15 protein-coding genes are annotated in these 17,573 nt (G+C 75.3%); 4 read left to right on the plus strand and 11 right to left on the minus strand.

What is annotated here, in order from left to right; translation table 11 throughout:
* Window positions 1–9: 9 nt before the first annotated feature.
* The 3 genes from D476_RS0121485 to wecB all read right to left on the minus strand — a co-directional run bounded on the left by D476_RS0121485 (window position 10) and on the right by wecB (window position 5,129).
* Window positions 10–2,211, minus strand: a complete 2,202-nt coding sequence (locus D476_RS0121485) for a glycosyltransferase (RefSeq protein WP_017625982.1) — start codon at window positions 2,209–2,211, stop codon at window positions 10–12.
* A 102-nt stretch (window positions 2,212–2,313) separates the two neighbouring features.
* The gene (locus D476_RS0121490) at window positions 2,314–4,029 is read right to left on the minus strand and encodes a hypothetical protein (RefSeq protein ID WP_026123727.1); all 1,716 of its coding nucleotides are present in this window, start codon (window positions 4,027–4,029) and stop codon (window positions 2,314–2,316) included.
* Window positions 4,026–5,129 (minus strand): non-hydrolyzing UDP-N-acetylglucosamine 2-epimerase, encoded by a 1,104-nt coding sequence (wecB, locus tag D476_RS0121495; RefSeq protein ID WP_017625983.1) that lies wholly within the window; start codon window positions 5,127–5,129, stop codon window positions 4,026–4,028. Before wecB ends, D476_RS0121490 begins: the two co-directional genes overlap by 4 nt.
* Window positions 5,130–5,252: 123 nt before the next feature.
* Between wecB and D476_RS0121500 the strand changes: the two genes are divergently transcribed.
* From D476_RS0121500 to D476_RS0121515, 4 genes are all read left to right on the plus strand, one after another.
* Window positions 5,253–6,968, plus strand: a complete 1,716-nt coding sequence (locus D476_RS0121500; RefSeq protein WP_017625984.1) for a glycosyltransferase — start codon at window positions 5,253–5,255, stop codon at window positions 6,966–6,968.
* A gap of 362 nt (window positions 6,969–7,330) precedes the next feature.
* Window positions 7,331–8,653 carry a nucleotide sugar dehydrogenase gene (locus D476_RS0121505; RefSeq protein WP_017625985.1) on the plus strand — a complete coding sequence of 441 codons (1,323 nt, stop codon included), beginning with the start codon at window positions 7,331–7,333 and terminating at the stop codon, window positions 8,651–8,653.
* Between the two features lie 192 nt (window positions 8,654–8,845).
* Window positions 8,846–10,003 carry a glycosyltransferase family 4 protein gene (locus tag D476_RS0121510; RefSeq protein WP_017625986.1) on the plus strand — a complete coding sequence of 386 codons (1,158 nt, stop codon included), beginning with the start codon at window positions 8,846–8,848 and terminating at the stop codon, window positions 10,001–10,003.
* A gap of 122 nt (window positions 10,004–10,125) precedes the next feature.
* Window positions 10,126–10,734, plus strand: a complete 609-nt coding sequence (locus tag D476_RS0121515) for a malonic semialdehyde reductase (protein WP_017625987.1) — start codon at window positions 10,126–10,128, stop codon at window positions 10,732–10,734.
* Here the strand turns inward: D476_RS0121515 and D476_RS0121520 are convergent, their stop codons facing one another.
* The 8 genes from D476_RS0121520 to D476_RS0121555 form a co-directional block, all read right to left on the minus strand.
* The gene (locus tag D476_RS0121520) at window positions 10,735–11,592 is read right to left on the minus strand and encodes a glycosyltransferase family 2 protein (RefSeq protein ID WP_026123730.1); all 858 of its coding nucleotides are present in this window, start codon (window positions 11,590–11,592) and stop codon (window positions 10,735–10,737) included.
* A gap of 243 nt (window positions 11,593–11,835) precedes the next feature.
* Window positions 11,836–12,606: a CDP-alcohol phosphatidyltransferase family protein gene (locus D476_RS0121525; protein ID WP_017625989.1), complete on the minus strand. Its 771-nt coding sequence runs from the start codon at window positions 12,604–12,606 to the stop codon at window positions 11,836–11,838.
* Window positions 12,584–13,633, minus strand: coding sequence for an iron-containing alcohol dehydrogenase family protein (locus tag D476_RS0121530; protein WP_017625990.1), 1,050 nt, complete (start codon window positions 13,631–13,633; stop codon window positions 12,584–12,586). The genes D476_RS0121525 and D476_RS0121530 overlap by 23 nt, the downstream gene beginning before the upstream one ends.
* A gap of 5 nt (window positions 13,634–13,638) precedes the next feature.
* On the minus strand, window positions 13,639–14,370 hold the full coding sequence (locus tag D476_RS0121535; protein ID WP_017625991.1) for a phosphocholine cytidylyltransferase family protein: 732 nt from the start codon (window positions 14,368–14,370) through the stop codon (window positions 13,639–13,641).
* Between the two features lie 16 nt (window positions 14,371–14,386).
* Window positions 14,387–14,989 carry a DUF5941 domain-containing protein gene (locus tag D476_RS0121540; protein WP_239648786.1) on the minus strand — a complete coding sequence of 201 codons (603 nt, stop codon included), beginning with the start codon at window positions 14,987–14,989 and terminating at the stop codon, window positions 14,387–14,389.
* Window positions 14,990–15,032: 43 nt separating this feature from the next.
* On the minus strand, window positions 15,033–15,737 hold the full coding sequence (locus tag D476_RS0121545; RefSeq protein ID WP_017625993.1) for a hypothetical protein: 705 nt from the start codon (window positions 15,735–15,737) through the stop codon (window positions 15,033–15,035).
* Window positions 15,738–15,801: 64 nt separating this feature from the next.
* Window positions 15,802–16,641 carry an ABC transporter ATP-binding protein gene (locus D476_RS0121550; protein WP_017625994.1) on the minus strand — a complete coding sequence of 280 codons (840 nt, stop codon included), beginning with the start codon at window positions 16,639–16,641 and terminating at the stop codon, window positions 15,802–15,804.
* Window positions 16,641–17,495, minus strand: a complete 855-nt coding sequence (locus D476_RS0121555) for an ABC transporter permease (RefSeq protein WP_017625995.1) — start codon at window positions 17,493–17,495, stop codon at window positions 16,641–16,643. Before D476_RS0121555 ends, D476_RS0121550 begins: the two co-directional genes overlap by 1 nt.
* Between the last annotated feature and the right edge of the window lie 78 nt (window positions 17,496–17,573).

Below are 17,573 nucleotides of genomic sequence, written 5' to 3' on the forward strand. Positions count from 1 at the left end.
CGCGGCCGCCTAGGCCGGGACCGCCTTGGGGAGGTCGACCGGCTCGGGGACCGCGCCCTTGACGATCAGGTCGGTCCACATCCGGCACACCTTGTCCAGCGCGTAGTTGTCCCGGATCTCGGCCTGGGCCGCGCGCCGCGCCGCGTCGAACCGCCCCTCGGCCACCGTCGCGTGGATCGCCTCGGCCATCGCCGCCGGGTCCTCGTGCAGCCACCGGTGCGAGTAGATGGTGTCGGCCCCGGGCCAGGTCAGCACCGCCGGAACGCCCCCCGAGGCGGCGCACTCGGCCGGCGCCAGGTGGAAGCTCTCGTCGTCGCTGGTGGACAGCGTGAAGCCGATCCGCCGCAGCCAGCCGGCCACGTCCGGGCCGAACGGGTCGAACACCACCCCGCCCGCCAGCAGCGGGTCGCGGCGCAGCTCCCGGTAGGCGCGCTCGTAGTACTCGCGCTCCTCGGGGCGGTTCCAGATCCACCAGTAGTCCCAGGGCTGCTTGGACTTGACCGCCAGGGTGAACCGGCGGTCCCGGCGGCGCAGCTCGCGCAGCACCTCCAGGCCCCGGTCGATCCGCTTGCGCGACGGCGCGATGCCGATCATGCCCAGGGTGTACTCGGCCCCGGGCAGCTTGGGCCGGTCCAGCTGGTCGGTGTCCACCCAGTTGGGCAGCACCACGACCTTGTCGGTCGGCCACCCGGCCAGCTCCCGGGTGAGCCGGGCGTAGTAGGGGCTGACGCAGATGACCGCGTCCACCTTCTCGATGTCGAGCTTGCGCGGCCACTCGGCGTACAGCTCGAACCGGTGCAGCCGCACCAGCAGCCGCTGCCCCGGCCGCTTGTGCTCGGCGTAGAACAGCGCGTTGGGGCCGCACCACTCGCAGATCACCACGTCCGCCCAGGAGGCCAGCTCCTTGCTGCGGTACTGGTCGTGGGCGCGCAGCGACTCCCACTCGTCCAGGCGCACGTCCAGCCCGGGCAGCGAGGACAGGTGCTCGGCCAGCCGGGTGAAGAACTTCAGGTCGTGCCCGGCGATGACCACCTTGAGCGGGCGGCGCGGGTCGGTGCCCTCGGGCCCGCTCGGGCAGGCGGCGTCCAGGTAGGCGCCGAGCCGCTCGGCGGCGCGCTCCAGGGTGAAGCGGGCGGCCGCGGCCCGGCACCGCTCGGCGGCCTCGGCGCGCACGGCCGGGTCGGCGGCGAGCGCCAGCAGGTCGGCCACCTCGTCGGCGTCGGCGCCCGGCTCGGCGAACAGCGGGTACTCCACGCCGAGCAGCGCCTCGTGCATGGGGGTGCGGTTGAGCACCACCGGCAGCCCGAGCGCCCCCATCTCCAGCACCTTGGTGGACAGCTCCAGGCTGGCGTCCATCTCCTCATCGCGCCAGGACAGCCCGACGTGGCACCCGGCGGCCAGGCGCAGCGCCTCGGCCCGCGGCACCCCGCCGTGCGCGACCAGCCCCTCGGCGCCCCCCTCCAGGGCCTTGTTCATCCTGCGGGCCCACTCCGGGGAGTCCCGGTGCACCTTGTCGCCGACCATGTGCAGCTCGGCGGGGACGCCGCGCCCGCTCAGCGCCTCGGGCAGCCCGGCCATCTCCAGGGTGTTCCACCGGGGCGCGAACTTGCCGGTGTAGACCAGGCGCAGCGGACCGTCCAGGGGGGCGGGCGGGGCCGCCTGGGGCGCCTCCTCCTCCAGCACCACCACCGGCGGGAAGAGCACGCTCTTGCCGCAGGCGGCGGGCACCGCGCTCTCCAGGAAGGAGCGCAGCTCCTCGGTCTGGCACAGCACGAAGCGGGAGGCCACCGCGATGTCGGTGAGCTCGGAGACCGCGCCGGCGGTCAGCTCGGGCACGCTCTGCGGCACGTCGGTCAGGTAGGTCCACAGCCGGCCGGCCAGGCGCTCGCTCTGCGCGGCGAGCACCGCGAGCCGCCGCCCGCGCACCACCACCAGGTCGTAGGCCTCCTCGGCGTCGAGCCGCTCCAGCAGCTCCACCGCCTGCTCGGGGGTGAGCCCGCGCGGGCCCAGGCCCTCCAGCAGTCCCTCCTCGTAGGGGCGGCGCAGGGCCACCGCCGGGTCGCGCTCCAGCGGCGCCGTCAGCCGGTCGGTGGAGACCTCGGCCTTGAGGAGCAGCGTGGGCGCGCACCCCGCGGCGGCCAGCGCCTGCACCATGGACTGCGCCCACACCGCGGAGCCGTCCATGATGTTCATGTCGACGTCGCCGTACACCAGGGCCCGCAGCCCGCGCCCCGCTTCCGGGGGGCCTTGCCGATTGTCCACGTCTTCCCTTTCACGGCCGTGGCGGCGGGGCCGCCGCCCCNACCGGTGCCCTCAGGACGCGCCGGGCGCGCCGCCGGCCAGCCCGGCCTCGGCGGCCTCCCCGGCCGCCAGGCCCGGCCCGAGCGCCAGCAGGCGGGCGCCGTGCCGGTTCCACAGGCCGGGGTCGATGCCGCGCCCGGCCAGCTCGGTGCGGGCCAGGTCGGGCCGGATCCCGCCGACGAACACGTAGTCCTGGTCGGCGGTGGCCGCCTCCCAGGCCCCGTCGCCGCCGCCGGGGACGGTCGCCGCCCCCACCGCGTCGGCCCCCGAGCACTCCGCGGCGCACAGCAGGTCGGCCAGGAGTCCGGCGCCGCGCGGCTCGCGCCACAGCACCGACCAGGGGGCCGAGGCCGCCCGGGCCAGGGCCGCCCAGCGCAGGTGCCCGGGGCCGCCGGAGGGCACGGGCGCGGTGCGCACCGGCACCCCGAAGGAGCGCAGCCGCTCCACCCCGGCCAGGTGGGCCGCCTCGGCGGGCACCACGGCCTCGGCGGGGGCCAGGTCCTGGTTGAGCAGGTCGTCGGCGAGGGCCAGGGCCTCGGTGTCGTCGGCGGGGGCGGCCAGCACCGCCGCGCGGCGCCCGGCCAGCACCGCCGAGGCGCCCGCCGACCCGGGGGCGAAGTCCACCCGGCCGAAGACCTCGGCGAGCCGCACCGGGACGGCGTCGGTGAGGAACACCGAGCGCAGCACGGCCCGCACCTCCTCGGGGGAGAGCGGCCCGGCCCGGCGGACCCGTTCCAGCTCCTGCAGGACGGCTGCGGGGTCGGCGGCGCCGGGCGGCACCGCGGCCGCCCGGTCCTGGGCGTCCCCGCCGCGCCCCACGAGCAGGGCGCGGGCGCCGCAGGCCAGGGCCCGGTCGGCGGCGGCGGAGTCCTCCACCACCACCGAGGCGCTGGAGCGCAGCAGGTCGGGCAGGTCCTCCCAGGACGCCTCGGCCGTGCGCGGCCCGTCGTCGCCCAGCGCGCCCAGCAGCCGCCGGGCGGCGGCCCCGGAGGGCCGGGACGCGGCCAGGCGCACCGGCTCGGCGGAGCGCTCGGGGTCGGCGGCGATCGGGTTGAAGCGGTGCAGCGGCACCCCGGCGCCGCCGTCGTGCACCAGGTCGAAGCCGAGGCGGGCCAGCGCGGGCGGGGCGGGTGCGTCATCCAGCAGCACGGTGGGCACGCCGCGCGCGGCGGCGGCCTCCAGCACCCAGGCCAGGGCGCGGGTGCGGTCGGCGGCGGCCGGGTCGCCGGTGTGCGCCCAGGGCCCGGCGGCGCCGGGCGCCGCCGCCGACGCGGTCACCAGCACCGCGTCCACGTCGACCGACTCGAAGACCGGCTGGGCGTCGTGCGGCAGCAGCGGCACCACCCGCACGTAGGGGCGCAGCGCCTCGGCGGCCTCGGCCGAGAGCACCCCGGCCACCGACAGGCGGCCGTCGGGCGCCCCGGGGGCGCCGCTGAGCAGCCGCGCCTCCTCGCGCTCGGTCTCATAGGAGCGCACCGGGTCGGGCTTGCGCCGCCCCGTGGCCTGGGTGGTGCGCCCGCTGCGCCGCCACAGCCGGAACAGGTCGCGCGGCAGGCGCACCAGGCCGCGCCCGGGGCGCTTGGCCGCCGACGTCAGCGCCCGGCCCACCTGCAGCGAGGTGGAGGCCTCCAGGGCGGCCAGGCGGGCCTGGGCCTCCTGGAGCTGGGCCTCTCTCTCGCCGAGGGCCCGGCGCAGCTGCTCGGTCTGGGACTGTTCTCGCCGTTTCACGGGTTCTTCCTACCTTGCACGGTGGACAGCACGTCGGCGATGCGCTCCCCGGCGGCGCCGTCCCACAGCGGCGGGACGGCCCCGGCGGGGGCGCCGTTGACCGGCTCGCCGGAGGCGGCCTTGGCGACCAGGGCGGGCAGCTCGGCGAGCTCCTCCCGGGACACCAGGCGGTTGGTTCCGTGGGTGATGGTGACCGGCCTCTCGGTGTTGGGGCGCAGCGTCAGGCACGGCACCCCGAGGATAGTCGTCTCCTCCTGCACCCCGCCCGAGTCGGTGACCACGGCGGCGGCGCCGCGCACCAGCGCGACGAAGTCGATGTAGCCCAGCGGCTCCAGCAGGTGCACGCGGGGGTGGCCGCCGAGCCCGGCGGCGTCGAAGGCGGCCTTGCCGCGCGGGTGCACCGGCATGACCACGTCGATCCGGTCGGCGACCCCGTGCACGGCGGCCACCAGGGAGGCGACCGCCTCGGGGTCGTCCACGTTGGCCGGGCGGTGCAGGGTGGCGGCGACGTAGGAGGCGGGCAGGCCGTGGCGGGCCCGCAGCCCCTCGGCGTCGAACCGGTCGAGGTTGGCGGTCAGGGTGTCGATCATCGGGTTGCCGACCAGGTGGATCCGGTCGGCACCGACCCCCTCGTCGGCGAGGTGGGCGACCGCGTCGGCGCTGGTGGCCAGGCACACGTCGGACAGCCGGTCGGTCACCACGCGGTTGACCTCCTCGGGCATGGTCCGGTCGAAGGAGCGCAGGCCGGCCTCCACGTGCGCCACGCCGATGCCGAGCTTGGCGGCGGTGAGCGCGGCGGCCACGGTGGAGTTCACGTCCCCGTAGACGATGACCGTGTGGGGTGAACGCTCGGTGAACTCCCGTTCCAGGCCGGTCATCAGCGCGGCGGTCTGCTGGGCGTGCGAGCCCGAGCCCACCCCCAGGTCGGCGTCGGGGCGGGGCAGCCCCAGGTCGCGGAAGAAGACCGCGGACATGCGCTCGTCGTAGTGCTGGCCGGTGTGCAGCACCTGCTGGGCGATGCCGCGCCGGTCAAGGGCGGCCACCACCGGCGCCGCCTTCACGAAGTTCGGGCGCGCTCCCACGATGTGCAGGAATGCCATCGACCTCTTCCCTCGTTCCTCGCCCCGGTCCGCTCGGGACCGGCGTGTTTTCCTCCGGCGACGCGCGCGGGACGCCCGGGCGTCACCGCGGGGACACCGCCGCGTGGTTGCCTACCGATCGTGTTGCCCATCATCAGAGCGGCCTCCTACGCCGCCACCCTGGCCTGGCGCCACCTGCGCAGCGAACCCGCCCGGGCCCCGCTGCTGGCGCTGCGCGTCCTCCCCTCCCCGGTCCGCCGGGCGGTGCGCGGTGCCGCCGCCCGGGGCGGCCCGCTGGTCCGCGCCTACGCGCTGGCCGACGCCGGCGACACCGAGGGCGCCGCGCGCACCGCGCGGCTGTCCGCCTCCGGTGCGGCGCCCGGCCGCACGGCGCGGATGGCCGCGCTGGCACTGGCCGTCCGGGACACCGCCCTGGCCGACGAGTTGGCCGGGGCGCTGCCGCCGGGCCGCCGCCGGGCGGCGCTGGAGCGCCGCTCGGCCCTGCTGTCGGGGCGCGCGGTGGCCGCCGGTCCCGGCCCGCAGGTGCCGGAGCCGGTCCGCCCGCCCTCGCTCACCGTAGCCCGGGGGCGGAGAACGCGGCGCGACGGCGCGGTGAACGGTGGGCGATCAGCACAGATCGGGGCGTGTGTGCTGCACCTGGTGACCAACGCGCTGCCGCACACCAACGCCGGGTACACGCAGCGGACGCACCGGATCGCGGTGGCCCAGCGGGAGGCGGGGCTGGACGCGCAGGTGGCCACCCGGGCCGGGTACCCGCTCTCGGCCGGGGTGCCCGACCCGCGGCCGCGGGTGGTGCTGGACGGGGTGCCCTACCACCGGATCATGCCCTGGGCGGCGCCCGCGGACGACGGCGCGGAGCTGCGGGCCGGGCTGCGCTGGGCCGGGCGGCTCGCGGACCGGCTGGGGCCGGACGTGCTGCACGCGGCCTCCAACCACCGCAACGGGCGCCTGGCGCTGGAGCTGGGGCGCGCCCGCGGGCTGCCGGTCGTCTACGAGGTGCGCGGCTTCCTGGAGGAGTCGTGGCTGTCCCGGGACCCCTCGCGCTCGGTCGGGGACGCGTTCTACCAGGCGGAGCGGGCGCAGGAGACGGCCTGCATGCTCGGCGCGGACCTGGTGGTGACGCTGGGCGAGGCGATGCGCGCCGACATCGCCGCGCGCGGGGTGCCCGCCGAGCGCATCCTGGTGGTGCCCAACGCGGTGGCCGCGCCCTTCCTGGAGCCGCTGCCGGACGGCGCGCCGGTGCGCGAGGCGCTGGGCATCGGGCCGGAGGCGTTCGTGGCCGGGACGACGACGAGCTGCTACGGCTACGAGGGCCTGGACGCGCTGCTGGACGCGGTGGCGGTGCTGCGCAAGCGCGGAACGGACGCGCACGCCCTGGTGGTCGGCGACGGGCCCGAGCTGCCCGCGCTGCGCCGCCGGGCGGCCGAGGCGGGCCTGGAGGGGGCCGCGCACTTCACCGGGCGGCTCCCGGCCGGGCGGGTGCGCGTCCACCACGCGGCGCTGGACGTGTTCGCGGTGCCGCGCCGCGACGAGCGGGTCTGCCGCCTGGTCACGCCGCTCAAGCCGGTGGAGGCGATGGCCGGGGGGCTGCCCGTGGTCGCCTCCGACCTGCCCGCGCTGCGCGAGCTGGTCGAGCCGGGGGGCACCGGGGCGCTGGTGCCGCCCGGGGACCCGGGCGCGCTGGCCGACGCCCTGGGGGCGCTGGCCGCCGACCCGGCGGAGCGCCGGCGGCTGGGCGCAAGGGCCCGCGCGGCGGTCGGCCGGGACCGGACATGGGCCGCCGCGGCCGAGCGCTATTCGGACGCCTACGGCCTATTCACCGGGCCGAGCCGGGTGTGAACGGTGGGCAGGGAAGGAACCCGAAGTGACGCCGGAGTTAATTCCTCCGGGCGGTTCGGAATTCCGGTGATCCCACCAGCGAAAACCGCCGTACAGTCAGAAATCGGGCACCGGTGGCGCCCGCGGGACCTGGCCGGACGTCCGCCGCGGTACCGCGCCGACACCGCCGGAACGGCACGCATATCCCACACCCGGGGGCCGAATATGCACTCTTCGACGAGATGTCCGGAGCTGGCCGAGGCGGCCGTGCGCCGTCATCGGAGAACTACGCTCGGGCGTCTAGCCGAAGCGAGCACCGTTCCCCGACACATCGTTTTCCACCGCTGCTTTCGAGCACCGCTTCCAAGAAGGTGAGGGGCCCTGTGGACGCCGCTACCCCGACCACGGACCTGGTCGTCATCGGACTCGGATACGTCGGCCTCCCGCTGGCCCAGGAGGCCGTCCGCGCCGGTATCGCGGTCACCGGCCTGGACGTCAGCCCAGCGGTCGTCGACGGCCTGAACTCCGGCGCCTCGCACGTCGACGACCTGTCCGGCGACGACATCGGCGAGATGCTGGCCGGCGGGTTCACCGCCACGGCCGACCCCGAGGTGCTGGGCCGCGCCTCGACCATCGTGGTCTGCGTGCCCACCCCGCTCTCCGAGGAGGGCGGCCCCGACCTGGGGGCGGTCTCGGCGGCCGGGCGGATGATCGCCGAGCGGCTGCGCCCGGGCACCCTGGTGGTCCTGGAGTCCACCACCTACCCGGGCACCACCGAGGAGGTGCTGCGCCCGCTGCTGGAGGAGTCCGGCCTGGTCGCCGGGGCCGACTTCCACCTGGCCTTCTCGCCCGAGCGCATCGACCCGGGCAACCCGGCCTTCGGGGTGGCCAACACCCCCAAGGTCGTCGGCGGGATGACCGAGCGCTGCGGCGAGCTGGCCGCCCGGTTCTACGGCCGGTTCGTCTCGGAGGTGGTGCGCGCCCGCGGCACCCGCGAGGCGGAGATGGCCAAGCTGCTGGAGAACACCTACCGGCACGTCAACATCGCGCTGGTCAACGAGATGGCGGTGTTCTGCCAGGAGCTGGGCGTGGACCTGTGGGACTCCATCGCCTGCGCGGCCACCAAGCCGTTCGGGTTCCAGGCGTTCTACCCCGGCCCCGGGGTCGGCGGGCACTGCATCCCGATCGACCCCAACTACCTGTCGTACAAGGTCAAGACCCTGGGCTACCCGTTCCGGTTCGTGGAGCTGGCCCAGGAGATCAACGCCCGGATGCCGGGGTACGTACTGCAGCGCGCCCAGGAGCTGCTCAACGACACCGGGCTGGCGCTGTCCCGCTCCCGGGTGCTGCTGCTCGGCGTCACCTACAAGGCGGGCATCGCCGACCAGCGCGAGTCGCCCGCCCGGCCGGTGGCGCGCAAGCTGGCCGAGAAGGGCGCCACGCTCACCTACCACGACCCCTACGTGGAGGAGTGGAGCGTGGGCGGGCAGGACGTGCCGCGCGCGCTGGACCTGGAGGAGGCGCTGCGCGAGGCCGACCTGACGGTGCTGCTCACCGACCACCCCGACTACCGGCCCAAGCTGCTGACCGAGCACGCCCGGCTGCTGCTGGACACCCGCGGCGTGCTGCGCCGCCTGGACCCGGAGGTCCCCCAGCAGGACCGCACCACCGCGCCGATCGAGCGCGAGGGCGTGCAGGTGCTCTGACCGGCACCCCGCGCACGTCCGCCCGCGGCTGCACGGCCGCCCGGGGCCCGGCTCACCGCGAGCCGGGCCCCGCGTCTTCATCGCCCCCACCCCTGGGTGTAACCGCGGGATTCACCCTCCGTTTGCCGCCCGCGCCTAGGTTGGCCCCAGGTCGGCCGCCCGCCCGGGCGGAATCTCCCTCCGGCCCGGGACATGGAGCATCAGGCGGAGGCGCTCATGCACGCACTCGTGGCCACCGTGGTCCACCACCCGGAGGACGCGCGCATCCTGCACCGGCAGGTCCGCGCGCTGCTGGACGCCGGCCACACGGTCACCTACGCCGCTCCGTTCCGCGAGCGCGGGGTGACCCCCTGGCGCGAGCTGGAGGCCGTGGACCTGCCCCGCGCGGCGGGCAAGCGGCGGCTGCGCGCGCTGCGGGCGGCCCGCGCCGCGCTCGCCGAGCACGCCCCCAAGGCCGACGTCCTGGTCTTCCACGACCCCGAGCTGATGCTGGCCCTGCCCGGCCGCCGCCCGGCCACCGTGTGGGACGTGCACGAGGACGCGGCCGCGGCGCTGCTCACCAAGCCGTGGCTGCCCCGGCCGCTGCGCCGCCCGCTGGCCCCCGTGGTGCGCTCGTTCGAGCGCCGGGCCGAGCGCCGCATGCACCTGCTGCTGGCCGAGGAGGGCTACCGGGGACGCTTCGCCGGATCGCACCCGGTGGTGCCCAACACGACCTTCGTCCCCGAGCGCCCGGCCCGCCAGCCCGGCCACGACCGCATCGTCTACCTGGGCCACCTGTCCAACGCCCGGGGCGCGCACGAGCTGGTGGAGGCCGGGCGGCTGCTGCGCCCGCACGGGGTGCGGGTGGACGTGATCGGCGCCGCCGACCCGTCGGTGCGGCCGATGCTGCGCGCCGCCCAGCAGGAGGGGGCGGTGCGCTGGTTCGGGTTCGTGCCCAACGACCGGGCCCTGCGCATGGTCAGCGGGGCGATGGCCGGGGTGAGCCTGCTGCACGACACGCCCAACTACCGGCACTCGCTGCCCACCAAGGTGGTCGAGTACATGGCGCACGGCCTGCCGGTGATCACCACCCCGACCCCGGCGGCCGAGGCGCTGGTGGCCGGCCGCCCGGAGGGGGCCTGCGGGATCGTGGTCCCGCACGGCGACCCGCGGGCCGCCGCCGAGGCGGCGCTGCTGCTGCGCGGCGACCCGGGGCTGCGCTCCCGCTTCGCCCGCACCGGCCACGAGATCGCCCGGGAGCACTACCACTGGCCCGTCCACGCCAAGGCGTTCGTGCGCCAGCTGGAGGAGTGGGCCCGCGCGGAGCCGGGCCTGCGGGCGTTACCGCACCGCGCGCCCGCCACGGCGTGAGCACCGCCACACCGGCCGCAGCGCCGGAATAGCCCCCCGCGGGTCCCGGTTGCCCCCGTCGTGTCCGCGTTCTCCATGCACATACATGAACGCACGCGCGGACCCGTACGAGAGGAGACCCCATGACCGCGAGCGCCGACCCGCTGGCCCTGCCCAAGGACGCCCAGGACCTGCTCTTCCGCGAGGCCCGCTCGGCCAACGCCTTCGGCCCCGGGCCCATCCCGGAGGAGAAGCTGCGCGCCGTCCACGACCTGGTCAAGTACGGGCCGACCGCGATGAACACGCAGCCCCTGCGGGTGCTGCTGCTGCGCTCCGCCGAGAGCCGCGCCCGGCTGCTGCCCCTCCTGGCCGAGGGCAACCGCGCCAAGACCGAGGCCGCGCCGCTCACCGCCGTGCTCGCCTACGACGCCGACTTCCACGAGAAGGCCGAGGCCTTCTTCCCCGACCGCGCCGAGATGGTCCGCGGCGCCTTCGCCGACGCCGCGGCCCGCCCGGCGGCGGCCTCGCTCAACGCCCACCTGCAGGCCGGGTACCTCCTCGTCGGCGTGCGCGCGGCCGGGCTGGCCGCGGGCCCCATGAACGGGTTCGACCACGCCGGGGTCGACGCCGAGTTCTTCGCCGGCTCTCCGCTGCACAGCTTCATGGTGGTCAACATCGGCGAGCCCGCCGGGCCGCACGCCTTCCCCCGCCTCCCCCGCCTGGAGTACGGCGAGGTCTGGACGGAGCTGTAGTCAGATGACGGGCGGGCGCCCGTCGCGGGCCATCCGCCAGGCCGTGCGCCACGAGATCGGGGTGCGCGGCCCGGCCCCGGTCCGCCACCCCTCGCCGAACCCCTGGAACCAGGCGCGCAGCGCGGGGCCCGAGCGCTCCCGCAGCACCGTCATGCCCACCCAGTTCGCCAGGTAGACCGCGGCCAGCGGCCACGGCAGGTTGCGCCGGGCCAGCCACACCCGGTTGCGGGCGTTGAGCCGGTAGAAGTCGGCGTGCCGGGTCGGCGCCGTCGCCGGGTGGTACATGACCGCCTCGGCGTCGTACTCGATGTGGTACCCGGCGTCCAGGATGCGCCAGGCCAGGTCGGTCTCCTCGTGGGCGTAGAAGAACCCGCCGGGCAGCCCCCCTCCGGCCGCGAAGGCCTCGCGGCGGATGGCGCAGGCGCCGCCGAGGAAGGTGGTCACCCGGCTGGAGCGGCGCGGGTCGCCCGCGCGCAGCCGGGGCACGTGGCGGCGCTGGTCCGGCCCGCCGTCGGGGTCGGCGATGCGGAACGACAGCGCCCCCAGGCCCGGGTCGGCGGCGAACCGGTCGGCGAGGCGGCGGCACAGCTCCGGCGAGCGGTACCAGCCGTCGTCGTCGAGGAAGAGCAGGATGTCGCCGTCGGTGGCGGCCGCCCCCTGGTTGCGCCCCTCGGGGATGCCCAGGTTCTCCTCCAGACGCAGGGTCGCCACCCCCTCGGGCAGCTCCGGCAGGTCGGCGCCGTTGCCCACGACCACGACGTCGACGTCGGCGCCGCGCTGCTCCAGCACGCTCGTGACCGCGCGGCGCAGCTCGGCCGGGCGGTTGCCCATGGTCAGCACGACACACGAGATCTTCAAGCGCTGGGCACCCCCGGCAGGCGCCGGCGCGGGGGCCTCGTGGACGGCCTCCCGGGGCGCTTCCTCGGACACGTGTCGGTTCATGGCAACCGTTCGTAGGCGTGGACGACGGGTGGACGGGACCTTACACTCCCGCGAACCCGCTAACGAAAAGATAAGGGACGGTTTCCCTTCCCGCCACGGCGGGAAGGGCGGCGCCCGGCGTGTCGGGGCGCCGCCCGCGGACGGCCGCGGCCGTCCCGGCTACTCCAGCCGCCGCGAGGCCAGCACGCTGACCAGGTGCAGCACGGTCTGCAGCGCGGCCACCGCCACGCACACCGCCACCAGGACGCGGGTGGCGGCCAGGTCGCCGCGGACCGCGTCCACCACCGCGACGCCCACGAGCAGGATCGACAGCTCCACCGCCTGGATGATCCGGTGGAACCGCAGCGCCGAGGCGGCCTTGCGGGCCAGGCTCAGCCCGGACGAGCGGGGGCGCATGGCCTCCTGGGAGACCTGCTCGGGCAGCCCGGCCTTGGCGCGGGCCACCACCACGTTGTCGGTCTCGGCCTTGATCAGCGCCACGCCGATCGCCCCGGCCATCCCGGCCACCACCCAGCCGCCGGGCTCGAAGGCCCCCTGCGCGCGCACGCCCAGCCCGATGAGCAGGGCGATCTCCGAGACGTAGTGGCCGATGCGGTCCAGGTAGATCCCGGCGGTGCTGGTGCGGCCGGTGTAGCGCGCCACCTCGCCGTCGACGCAGTCGAGCAGCAGGTAGACCTGCACCATGGCGAAGGCCAGCAGCGCCGACCACAGGCCGCCGAAGGCGACGACGGCCCCGGCGAGCACGCCGAAGGCCATCATCAGGTAGGTGATGGGGTTCGGCGGCACGCCGAGCCGCACGAACACGGTGCTGAGGTAGGGGGAGACGTCGCGCATGTACAGGCGGCCGGCCCAGTGCTCCTCGTTGACGCGCTCCTTGACGCCCTCGGGCTGGCCCCCGGCGCGGACCTCAGCGACCGACGGTTTGGACATACTCACCGACGCTCCGCCGAATCTCGTCCTCGGACAGGTCCAGGTGCTCCAGCACCGTGTAGCGCCCCGGCCGGGTGGCGGGGGCGTGCGCCACGGCGCGGGCGAACTTCTCCTCGTCCAGGCCGACGTCCCCGGGGGTCAGCGGCAGCCCGTGGCGGAGCAGGCAGGCGCGGATGTCCCGCATGCGCCGGTCGTCCTCGCCCAGGTGCCGCGTGCGCAGGAAGTAGGCGAACAGGGCGCCGATCCCGGCCAGCTCGCCGTGGTTGCTCACCCCGGGGTACAGGTGGGTGACGGCGTGCAGGATCTCGTGGCACCCGCCGCTGGCCGGGCGGCTCGACCCGGCCACCGACATCGCCATCCCGGACAGCACCAGCGCCTCGGCCAGCACGGTGAGGAACTCGTCGGACTCCACCGAGTCGGGGCGGTAGAGCACCGCCTCGGCGGCCACCCGGGCGAAGGTGACGGCCATGCCGTCCACCGGCTCGCCCTGCTCGCGCCCGGCCAGCTCCCAGTCGGCGATCGCGGACAGGTTGGAGACGACGTCCCCCACCCCCGAGCGGACCAGCCGCTGCGGGGCGGCGCGCACGTAGTCCACGTCGATGACCACCGCGATGGGCATGGACACCCCGTAGGTGCCCTTGCCGCTCTCGTGCTCCAGCGAGGCGGTGGGCGAGCAGATGCCGTCGTGGGCCAGGTTGGTGGCCACGGCCACCATCGGCACGCCCGCCATGGAGGCGGCGTACTTGGTCACGTCGATGGTCTTGCCGCCGCCGATCCCGGCGACCGCCTCGTAGGCGCCCGCGCGCAGCCTCTTGCCCAGCTCGGTGGCGGTGTCCACGCTGCCGCCGTCGACCTGGACCACCTCGCAGTCGGGCATGTCGAGGTCGGCGGCGATCTGGCCGCCCTGCCCCGGGCCGACCGCGACGGCGATGCGGCCCGAGGTGGCGATCCGGCGGTCGGACAGGACCGACCCGAGGGAGGCGATGGCGCCCCGGCGCACGTCGATGGTGAGCGGGGACGGCAGCATCCGGGCTAGTAGCGGCATGCGATCTCCCGGGCGCGCGCGAGGTCGTCGTGGTCGTCCACCTCGACCCAGTCGACCTTGCCGATCGGGGCGACGGCGATCTTGCCGCCGCGGGTGACCAGCTCCTGGAAACCGTCCTCGTAGTACAGGTCCGGGTCGCGCTCCCAGACGGCCTTGAGGGCGTCGGCCAGGCGGCCGGCGACGGCGCCGTCGACGAGGGTGGCGCCGATGTACTCCCCGGCCGCGGTGGCCGGGTCCATCCTCTTGGTGATGCGCTCCAGGTGCCCCGAGCCGTCCAGGGTCACCTTCATCTCCTCGTCGGCGAGGGTTTTCGCGTTGTCCACCGCCAGGAGGAGCTCCGGTCCGCGGGCGGCCAGTAGCGTCTCTTCCACACTCACCGGGTGCACCGTGTCGCCGTTCACCAGGAGGACGCCCTCGGAGAAGTACTCACGCGCGGTCCACAGGGAGTAGGCGTTGTTCCACTCCTCGGCCTTGTCGTTGTAGACCAGGGTGAGACTGACGCCGTGGCGGCGCTCCAGCGCCTCCTTGCGCTCCTCGACCGCTTCGGAGCGGTAGCCGACGACGACCACGACGTCGGTCAGGCCCGAGGCCGCCAGGTTGCGCAGCGAGATGTCCATGATGGTGGTCTCGCCGTCGACCGGCACCAGTGCCTTGGGGAGCGTGTCGGTGTAGGGGCGCAGCCTCCGGCCGGCTCCGGCCGCAAGAACCATACCGAGCATGTACGCGCGTTCCTCCTTAGGTCGTGGGGGCGCCTGCGCCTCCCGGTTCGTCGCCGGTGTCCGCCAGGTCGGCCACCGGTGTGCGGGCCCAGCCCGCCACCGCCCCGTAGGCGAGCAGCACGGCCAGGTAGCCGGTGAGCGCGCCGAAGGCGAACGGCAGCCAGCCCAGGGCGCCTCCCGCGGCGGCGAGCAGCATGCGGCCGTCCCATCCGAGCATCGCCCGAGCGGCCCGGTCCGGTGGACCGGCCCCTTGGCGTGCCCGGCAGACGGTACCGCAGTGGTGCAGGGCCACCACGACCAAGAGTACGAACACCAGGGGGCCCGGTACGCCGCCGCCCGTGCCCAGCGCGAGCAGGTACAGGTATTCGGACCCGCGGAGGAGGGGGACGGCGAGGGGGTCGTGGCGGCCGCCGTGCGGATGCGCCGAGGCGGCTCCGGCCAGCAGGAGCGCGGCCACCGGTGCGAACAGGGTAATGCCTGTGGCCGCCCCCAGGCCTGCCGCGAGCAGGACGCCGGTCACCAGTGCGGCGGCGGCCGCGGGCGGCACCGGCGGCAGCGCGCCGCCCCCCACCCGCCCCAGCAGCCGCGCGAGGTGACCATCATCACGGAGAAACCGCACGTCGACGGGTGTCGACCCGCGGCCCGGGGGGAACGCGTCCACGCTAGCCGCTCGGCCCCCTTTCCGGACGGGGGTCCGCGAGGGCGGCGGTCACCGCGATCGCGCACCCCACCATGAGTGCGATGAAGGTCACGCGCGCGTCGGCGGCCAGGGCCCCCACGGCGATGACGGCGAACCGCAGCGGCCGGGGGAAGGCCGCCGCCTCCCGCAGCACGCCGACCGCGGCGGGGCGCCGGGCGGGGGCGGCCCGGCCCGGCCTCCGGGGCCCACGGGCCCGGTGCGGACCGAGCAGTTCGTCGGCCAGGCCGGGGTCGGTGCGCTCGGGCGCGGTCCCCATGCCGGGCAGCCGCGCCAGCGGGGAGCCCTCGCGCGGGGCGGGCACGCCCGCCGCGGGCGGGACCGGGGCGGCCCGGCGGCCCTCGGCCTCCAGGACGCTGTCGCGCAGCGCGAGGGCGATCAGCGCGCCCGCCGCCCACGCCCAGGCCTCGTCCTCTCCGGAGAGCGCGCCCCCGACGGCCAGGCCCGCGTAGACCGCGTACTCGCCCAGCCGCCCGAGCACGACCGCCAGCCACTCCTCCAGGGCGTCCCGGCGGCCCGCGGCGGCCCACACCCGTGCCCGGCCGGCCGCCAGGACCGCGCCGAGCAGGGCCGATCCCGCCAGGGCACCGCGCGTATCGCCCGCGGAGAACCAGACCGCGGCCAGCACGGCCGCCACGGGCGCGATCCGCGTGAACACGGCGGAGGTCACCCGTCGAGCGTCCCCCGCGCGGGGGTGCCCGGCAACCTCCGACACGCCCCGGGCCGGGGCGCGCTCAGGCGGCCTCGCCGCCGCCCTTCTCCTGCTCGCCCTTCTCCTGCCTGCGGCGCTTCTTCTCCTCGGCCGCCTTCTTGCGGGCCTCGGTCTCGGCCTTGGAGTCGGCGTTGTAGGCCTCCAGCGCCGTCCCGATGTCGGCGTCCAGGGCCAGCTCGCCGTCCTTGATGTACAGGCCCCGGTCGCAGAACCGCTTGAGGTCGGTCTCGTTGTGCGAGACGAGGACCATGGTGCGGTTCTTGGCCAGCATCCGCTCGATGGCCTCGTAGCACTTCTTCTTGAAGGCCTTGTCGCCCACCGCCAGCACCTCGTCGACGAGCATGACGGGGTGCTCCAGCTGGGAGATGAGCGCGAAGCCCAGGCGCACCTTCATGCCGCTGGAGTAGTGCCGCACGGGCATGTCGATGTAGCCCTCGCGGATGTTGGCGAACTCCACGATCTCGTCGAAGCGCGCGTCGATGGTCTCGGTGTCCATCCCGTGCAGGGACCCGACCAGGTAGACGTTCTCCCGCCCGGTGAGCTGGTCGTTGAACCCGGCGCGCAGCTCCAGCAGCGGGGCCACCTTCCCGCGCACCCGCACGCTGCCCTCGTCCGGGATGAGCACCCCGGCGATCATCTTGAGCAGGGTGGACTTCCCGGTGCCGTTCTTGCCGACGATGCCGACGCACTCGCCCTCGGCGATCTGGAAGGAGACGCCGCGCATGGGCCAGAAGTCGGCCCCGGCCGCGTTGGGGTCGCGCTTCCTGCCGTGGATGAACATCTCGCGCAGGCTGCGCTTGCGCCGGCGGTTCACCGCGAAACTGATGCCGAGGCCCTCGGCCTCGATGATCGGCTCCGCCATCACAACTCCTTAAGGACGGCCGTCTCCAGGCGCCGGAACACCCAGTATCCGACAACGAGGAAGGCGAGCGCACCCACGAGGGCCGTGGTGAGCGCGAAGCCCCCGTGCGCGGCGGCCGACGCCAGGCCCGGGGCGTCGGCGGGGTACCAGACGGCGTGGTGCATCTTGAAGATCCCCAGCAGCGGGTTGAGCTGGAAGAGGGCCTTGAACCAGCCGGGGAAGGAGGAGTCCGCGGCCAGCACCATGCCCGAGGGGATGATGATCGCCGAGGCGTAGAACAGGATCCGGTTGAGGATGCGCACGATCCGCTCCACGTCCCGGACCAGCACGTTGACCGAGGCCAGCAGGAAGGTCACGCCGAGGGTGAAGGCGTACTGCACCACCAGCGCCGCCGGGAGCCAGACCAGCACGCCCATGGCCGTGGTGCGCCCGCCCAGGAAGAACACGAACACCAGCAGCACGGGCCAGGTGAACAGGTAGTCCACGAAGCCGCGGGTGACCACCGCGATCGGGAAGATCTCCCGGGGCACCTTCATCGTGGTGATGAGCTTGGACTGGGAGATCAGGGCCTTGGGCGCCTCGTTCAGCGCGGTACTGAACCACAGCCAGGGCAACAGGCCGGAGATCAGGAACAGCAGGTAGCCGCCGGGGGCGTCGTCGCCCCCGGGGACGCCCCGGTCCGTGTTGAAGATCAGCCCGAACACGAAGAAGTAGACCCCGGCCATGGCCAGGGGTTCGAGCATCGACCACGCGTAACCGAGGATCGATTTCTGGTATTTGACCTTCAGGTCGCGCCGGACCAGGAGGCCAACGACCTGACGGTTCTGCCAGACGGCCAGCGCCCTTGACGCCACCGCCACCTCCTTGGGGGTGTGCAGTCGTGAGACCTTGCGGCCGGAGGCGGCGAGGGGGCGCGCTCCGGCCAGGGGGTG

This window comes from Nocardiopsis chromatogenes YIM 90109, assembly GCF_000341185.1.
In the GTDB taxonomy this organism is placed as follows: domain Bacteria; phylum Actinomycetota; class Actinomycetes; order Streptosporangiales; family Streptosporangiaceae; genus Nocardiopsis_A; species Nocardiopsis_A chromatogenes.